Origin of the sequence: Streptomyces chilikensis, assembly GCF_001642695.1 — a bacterium.
GTDB classification, from domain to species: domain Bacteria; phylum Actinomycetota; class Actinomycetes; order Streptomycetales; family Streptomycetaceae; genus Streptomyces; species Streptomyces chilikensis.
In genome coordinates, this window is sequence record NZ_LWCC02000087.1 from 17,375 (window position 1) to 18,516 (window position 1,142).

The following is a 1,142-nucleotide window of genomic DNA, read 5'->3' on the forward strand; positions in this document are numbered from 1 at the left end:
TGACCCGGCCGCCCGGGCCGGCGGAAGGCGCGGAGCCACCGCCCACCGGGGCCTGGGAGGAACCGCCCGCCGGAGTGCTGCTGCTGCCGCTGCCCCGGCAGGGTGGTGCGCCCTACGGGTTCCTGGTGGCGGCGCTCAACCGGTACCGGCCGCTGGACGAGGGGTACCGGTCCTTCCTGGAACTGGTCGCCGGGCACGTGGCCGCGGGCATCGCCAGCGCGCGCAGCTACCGGTCCCAGCAGCGCCGGGCCGAGGAGCTGGCCGAGCTGGACCGGGCCAAGACGGTGTTCTTCTCCAACGTCAGCCACGAGTTCCGCACCCCGCTGACCCTGATCATGGGCCCGCTGGAGGAGCTGCGCACGAGGCTGGCGGACGCCGGGCCGCCGGTGCGCGAGGAACTGGAGGTCGCCCACCGCAACGGGCTGCGGATGGGCCGGCTGGTCAACACCCTGCTGGACTTCTCGCAGATCGAGGCCGGCCGGATGAAGGCGTCCTTCGCCCCCGTCGACCTGTCCGCGGCCACCGCCGACCTGGCCGGCGTCTTCCGCTCCGCGGTCGAGCGGGCCGGGCTCACCCTGGACGTCGACTGCCCGCCGCTGGGCGAGCCGGTGCGCCTGGACGGCTCCCTGTGGGAGAAGGTCGTCCTCAACCTGCTGGGCAACGCCCTGAAGTACACCTTCGAGGGCACGATCCGGGTGGCGGTCCGCCGCGACGGCGACCACGCCGTGGTGACCTTCGCCGACACCGGCGTCGGGATACCCGCCGCCGAGCTCCCCCGGCTGTTCAACCGCTTCCACCGCATCCGCAACAGCCGCGCCCGCTCCCACGAGGGCAGCGGCATCGGCCTGGCCCTGGTCAGGGAGCTCGTCTCCCTGCACGGCGGCACCATCACCGCCGAGAGCACCGAGGGCCGCGGCACCGTCTTCACCGTCCGGCTGCGGTTCGGCGACGCGCACCTGCCCCCCGGCTCCCTGGTCGCCGACGCCCCGCACACGCCGGTCACCGCGGACGCCCGCCCCTACGTGCAGGAGGCGCTGGACCCGCCGGCCGCGTGGAGCGCGCCGGGCGGCGCCGCGGGCGAGGAGGGGAGCGCCGTCCTGCCCGGCCCGGCCGCGCCGCCCGCGCCGTTCGCCCCGGCCGCG

General features: G+C 76.1%; 1 protein-coding gene. It reads left to right on the top strand.

Translation table 11 applies throughout. The features are described from left to right. A partial coding sequence (locus A2U95_RS32910) for a sensor histidine kinase (RefSeq protein WP_240957892.1) occupies positions 1-1,142 on the top strand: 1,142 nt, incomplete at both ends.